The sequence below is a fragment of the Pseudomonas sp. genome, from assembly GCF_026224925.1.
Taxonomy (GTDB): domain Bacteria; phylum Pseudomonadota; class Gammaproteobacteria; order Pseudomonadales; family Pseudomonadaceae; genus Aquipseudomonas.
Genome location: NZ_JAMFRV010000529.1, coordinates 1 through 5,328 on the forward strand (window position 1 = coordinate 1; position 5,328 = coordinate 5,328).

The window sequence follows — 5,328 nt, forward strand, 5'->3', positions numbered from 1 at the left end:
CGGGTGCGCCCCGAATCATTGATGCCTTCCATGTACTGCACCGAACCGGGTTCGTAGTGGATTTCCCAGGTTTCCAGATCGGCCGCCCCCACTAACAACTGCACGTCAACCTCACGCAAGGCCGCCACGTTCAGGCTTTTGCCGAAATGCGCTTCGATGCCGCCGGTGCCAACCCACCAATCGCGGCCTTCGTCGATCAACGTTACTGAACCTGGGGCGCCAATGGACACTGAACGCAGGCGTTCCGGGTGCAAGTAGTAGAATCGATTGGCGAAATGACCACCGCCCGAATAGCCGAACAATGAAAACTTATCGAAGCGTGCATTTAACGCCTGTCCGACTTCATCGACCATGGCCAACAGCACTTCGTCGTAGCGAATGTCACCTTCCTTCAGGTATTTGAAACCGTGGGGATTGCCGTCGCCCAGCGGTCCTACCGGAAACAGCGGCGCCAGAATCACATAACGGTTGAAACGACCGAACTCGGCAAAGGCATCACGGTACTCGACCATGGTCCGGCCAGTGCCGTGCACCGCTACCAGCAGGCGATGATTCTCTGGCGACTCATCGAAGGTCTGCGGCACATAGAGGCAGTACGCAAAACGCGGGTCCTTGCGGCAGGAAAAAATAGTTGTGCTGCCGCGGTAGTAAAGCTTGCGATGCCGCGCTTCGGGAGTGTCTTCAGGGATGGCCAACATCGTTAAACCTCGTTGATATTTGTGCCATTATTGGCAACCGTCGTTGGCGAGGGGTCATGCATTGCCGACGCCTCTCGCTGGATAAGATTTCGCCCATTCAGGGCCTTTGTGGATGCTTGCGTTGAAGAAAACCGTTACCGAACGTAGCCAGCTGGTCCTGCTGATGTCCAAAGACATCAACGCCGGTATCCTTGCAGCCGGCAGTTGGCTTAAACAGATCGACCTGGAGCAGCGTTACGGCTACTCGCGGCTCGATGTGCGGCGCGCGCTGGACCAACTGGTGCTTAAACACATGGTCGAGCACATCCCTAATCGCGGTTACTACGTGCACACTCCCGACCTGGCGCAGGTCTCGGATGCGCGGGAAATTCGTGTTGCCCTCGAATGCGCAGCGGTCAACCAAATAGTGGTAAAGCCCGAGCAATTGCAGGCCCTGGAAGTCATCGCCCAGCGCTTCAACACCCTGGTGCAAGAAGGCACGTTGCTGGAGCGCTACAACGCCAATCTGGACTTCCATCGTTCCCTCTATGACCTGTGTACCAATCGTCTATTGGTGGAATTCATCGAAGAAATGCGCAGTCGCCCGCCGTCATCGCCGGGCGGAACGTGGCGCACCCACCTGCGCGCCGAGCAGTCGAGTCGCGAACACTTCTTGATGCTCGAAGCGCTGCGCAACGACGACCGTGATCGGCTCAAGCAACTGATCGCCGCGCACATCCGCCAAATCCCGCTAACAACCTGAAGCTTGCCGCTTGAAGCATGCCGCTTGTTTCCTAGGGCTTGACGCTGACACCCCATAACCGTGGTTTTTGGCCGATCCAGGCGTTGTAACCGTCGACGTTTTTGTTCAGGGCCATGATGTCCAGGCCGTTGTACATAACGATCATCGGCACTTGGTCGATGAAGCGCGCGTGCATCTGATCGAACAACGCTTGACGTTTGCTCACATCGCCCTCTTTCAGAGATTGCGCCAGCAGCTCCATGGCCTCGGGATCTTCCCAGGCTTTGCGCGGTTCTTTGTCCTTGTTGCCGGTCACCTGTTCGAAACTCAACGCCGGGTCAAAACGCGCCGAATAGGTGAAGGACATGGCCTGATAACGCCCACTTTGGTAACGCTCAAGCTGGGTGCCCCACTCCATCACTTCCACCTGCACGTTCATGCCGACCGCCTGCAACATGGCCTGGGCAATGATCGCCAAGTCGTAGCTCGGCACCATTGAGCGGCGGTTGGCAACGATGGTCAGCGGTTGGCCGTGGTAACCGGCCTGTTTCAGCAGTTGCGCCGCTTTTTCGGGGTCGTAGTTGAAGCCGGCCTGCTCTTTAGCGCTGTAGTAGTTCGAGGCAACGCTGATAATCGAGTTATTGGCCACACCGAAGCCGTTGCTGGTGGTGGCCACCAGCTGCTTGATATCGATGGCAGCGGCAATTGCCTGACGAATGCGTTTGTCCTTGAGCAGCGGATCGCGGGTCTGGAACATCAGCACATTCATGGTGGCGCTAGGGGCCGTGGACACCTTGAGGTTGTCGTGACTCTTGATTTCCGGGAGGTCTGTCTCGGTCACTTCAGCCATGTCCAGATCGCCCGAAAACAAAGCAGCCTTGACCGTGGCCTGATCGGGGATGATCACGAAACGCACTTCATCCGTCAGTGCCTGCTTGCCGCCGGTATAACCGTCGCGCGGGCCTGGCAAGGATTGATAATTGGCAAATTTGTTGAGGCTGATGTACTGCCCGCGCTTCCACTCGCCCAATTGATAGGGGCCAGTACCGATGGGTTTGACGAACTCGCCCTGGGCATTGACCGAGGCTTTGTTCAGTACCGCAGTGCCGCCGCAATCGGTACGCGCCAGGGTAGCGAGAAACATCCCGCTGGGCTTGTCCAGACGCATGATCACGGTGTGCGGGTCCGGCGTGGTGACTTCACTGACCTTGGTCAAACCACTGCCATCGAACTCCGGCAGGCAACGCCACTGAGTCTTGGGGTCCATGTCGCGGTTCCAGCTCCACAGCACGTCGGCCGAGGTCAGCGGTTCACCGTTATGAAAGGTCACCCCCTGACGCAAGGTAAACGTATAAGTCAGGCCGTCGGCCGAGACGTCGACTTTTTCTGCGAGCAACGGTTTGACCTCGCCCTTTTCGCCATACGCCATCAGCCCCTCGACCATATGCAGCAACACTTGGTCAGTACGGTCGTCGCGATTGACCCCGGGGTCGAGGCTGCGAATATCTGAGTTGAGCGCCAGACGTAGCGCCTGGGCCTGGGCGACGCCGGTGACGATCATGGCCACCAGACCAAGGGCCAAGGCGTTCTTCAAAGAGCGTTTCATCAGCGATTCCTTATCAAGCCAAGAGACATCCGCGCCGTCACAGGTACGACGGCTTTCAGGGTGATTGTTCAGGTAAGTCACAATCCGACACTGCTGCGCAGTTGGTAGCCGCCATCGGCCAGGCGTTGCAGCGGGTTAGCGGCCGCCAGCAGACGCCGGGTAAAGGCGTGTTGCGGGTGATCGAACACTTCAGCCGTGGCGCCAACTTCGACGATTCGACCGTGCTGCATGACCGCCACCCGATGGGCAATACGCTCCACCGCCGCCAAGTCATGGGAGATAAACAGGCAGGCAAACCCGTACTGCGCCTGCAAGCGTTCAAATAATTCAAGAATCTGTTTTTGAATGGTCATGTCGAGGGCGGAAATGGGCTCGTCGGCAATTACCAGTTTCGGGTGACGAATCAACGCGCGGCCGATGGCGACCCGCTGCCGTTGTCCACCCGACAGCTGATGCGGGAAGCGCTGGGCGAACATCTCGTCCAGGCCGACATCCTTAAGGATGATCCGTACCCGTTCGGCGCGATCGGCACGGCTCAAGCCCGTCACATGGCGCAACGGTTCGACGAGGATGTCGGCAATGCGCGCACGCGGGTCCAGCGACGACACCGGATCCTGGAAGATCATCTGGCATTGCAAACGGTGTTCACGGTTGCCACTTTTGAGGATGTCCACGCCGTCGAAAAAGATCTCGCCCGCTGACGGTTTGATCAGCCCGACCACCGAACGGCCCAGGGTGGTTTTGCCAGAGCCGCTGCCGCCCACCAGCGCCACGGTTTCGCCTGCGGCGATGTGCAGATTGACCCCATCAACGGCGCGCTTGCCGGCACTGCGGGTAAAAAAGCGCTGGCGACCGGGGTAGTCGATGGTCACGTTACGCATGTCCACCAATGGTGCCGCTTGAGACGCCGGCGCAAGTTGCCCGCGAGTCGGCAGTGCATCGAGCAACTGCCGCGTGTAGTCGGCCTTGGGCCCAAGCAAAATCTGCCGAGTCGGACCGCTTTCCACAGCCTTGCCATGGCGCATGACCACCACTTTGTGGGCATGGCGGACCACCAGCGACAAGTCATGGCTGATGAACAACACCGCAGTGCCCTGCTCTTGGGTCAGCTCAAGCATCAACGCGATGACATCGGCTTGGGCCAGGGTGTCGAGGGCGGTGGTTGGCTCATCGGCGATCAACAGGGCCGGGCGCAACAGCATCACCGAAGCCAACATGATGCGCTGCCGCATGCCGCCGGAAAACTCATGGGGAAACGCGCCCAGGCAGCGTTCAGGATCGTCGATACCAATACGCCGGAGCATCTCCAGCGACCTGCTGCGAATGGTTTTCTCATCCTGATCGGTGTGCAGGCGCAAGCCTTCAGCCATCTGTTGGCCAATGGTCAGGGTCGGGTTCAGCGAGACCATCGGTTCCTGAAAGACCATGCCGATCTGCGCCCCACGAATACTGCGCAGTTGCTCGTAGGGCAAGCGGCACAAATCAACATCGCCAAACCGCAGCTGACCGGCCGCCACCCGCATCGGCGGTGGCAGCAGACCGATGACGGCGCGGGCAACCATGGTCTTACCACTGCCGGACTCGCCGACCAAGGCGACGATTTCGCCGGGCGCCATGTCAAAGCTCAGGTGATCTACGGCCAACGGGCCTTCGCCACCGACCTGAATGCACAGGTCAGTCACGCGCAATAGCGGCTTGACGGTATCCATCAGCGGGTCATCCGGGGGTCGAGTCGATCACGCAACGCGTCACCGAACAGGTTGATACCGATCAGGGCGATGGCGATCATCAGGCCGGGAAAGAATCCCAGCCATGGCGCAGTCACCAGATGCGGGCGACTGGAAGCGAGCATGTTGCCCCAGGTCGCGGCAGGCGGTGGAACACCGAGACCGAGAAAACTCAAGGCGCTTTCCGAGAGAATCGCCCAGCCGAACATGCTGGTGGCGAGCACGATTAATGGCGCCACGCAGTTGGGCGCGATGTGCTTCCACATGGTGTATAGCTCGGAGTTGCCGATTACCCGCGACGCTTCGATGAATTCACGTTCGCGCAAGGACAGCACGGTGCTGCGCACCACGCGCACCACGGTTGGGATATAGGCGATGCCCAGTGCCAGGACAATGCCGTACTGACTGGCGCCGACAATCGCCAGCAAGCCAAGGGCCAGAAGCATGCCGGGAAAGGCCAATAGCGCGTCATTGACCATCATCAACAAGCGGTCGGTCCAGCCGCGCAGGTAACCCGCGAGCAAACCGAACACGGTGCCAACGCTGATCGCCAGCGACACGGTCAACAGGCTGATC

At 59.3% G+C, this 5,328-nt stretch carries 5 protein-coding genes; 1 reads left to right on the plus strand and 4 read right to left on the minus strand.

Going from position 1 to position 5,328, the window contains the following annotated elements:
* Positions 1-698 (minus strand): alpha/beta hydrolase (locus M0974_RS22290; RefSeq protein ID WP_297841851.1); only part of this gene is annotated, 698 nt, incomplete at its 3' end.
* 121 nt (positions 699-819) lie between these two features.
* On the opposite strand from M0974_RS22290, the gene M0974_RS22295 reads away from it, so the two are divergent.
* Entirely contained in the window at positions 820-1,440 is a 621-nt protein-coding gene (locus M0974_RS22295; RefSeq protein WP_297841853.1) for a GntR family transcriptional regulator, read from the plus strand.
* A gap of 31 nt (positions 1,441-1,471) precedes the next feature.
* Here the strand turns inward: M0974_RS22295 and M0974_RS22300 are convergent, their stop codons facing one another.
* From M0974_RS22300 to M0974_RS22310, 3 genes are all read right to left on the minus strand, one after another.
* Positions 1,472-3,025 carry an ABC transporter substrate-binding protein gene (locus M0974_RS22300; RefSeq protein ID WP_297841856.1) on the minus strand — a complete coding sequence of 518 codons (1,554 nt, stop codon included), beginning with the start codon at positions 3,023-3,025 and terminating at the stop codon, positions 1,472-1,474.
* A gap of 77 nt (positions 3,026-3,102) precedes the next feature.
* Positions 3,103-4,734, minus strand: coding sequence for an ABC transporter ATP-binding protein (locus M0974_RS22305; protein ID WP_297841859.1), 1,632 nt, complete (start codon positions 4,732-4,734; stop codon positions 3,103-3,105).
* The coding region (locus M0974_RS22310) for an ABC transporter permease (RefSeq protein WP_297841862.1) at positions 4,734-5,328 on the minus strand (595 nt) is incomplete at its 5' end. The genes M0974_RS22310 and M0974_RS22305, both read right to left, overlap by 1 nt.

Excerpts from the sequence above, each read along its gene's own strand:
- M0974_RS22300 (WP_297841856.1), bottom strand. The coding sequence starts at position 3,025 with ATGAAACGCTCTTTGAAGAACGCCTTGGCCCTTGGTCTGGTGGCCATG.
- M0974_RS22305 (WP_297841859.1), bottom strand. The coding sequence starts at position 4,734 with ATGGATACCGTCAAGCCGCTATTGCGCGTGACTGACCTGTGCATTCAG.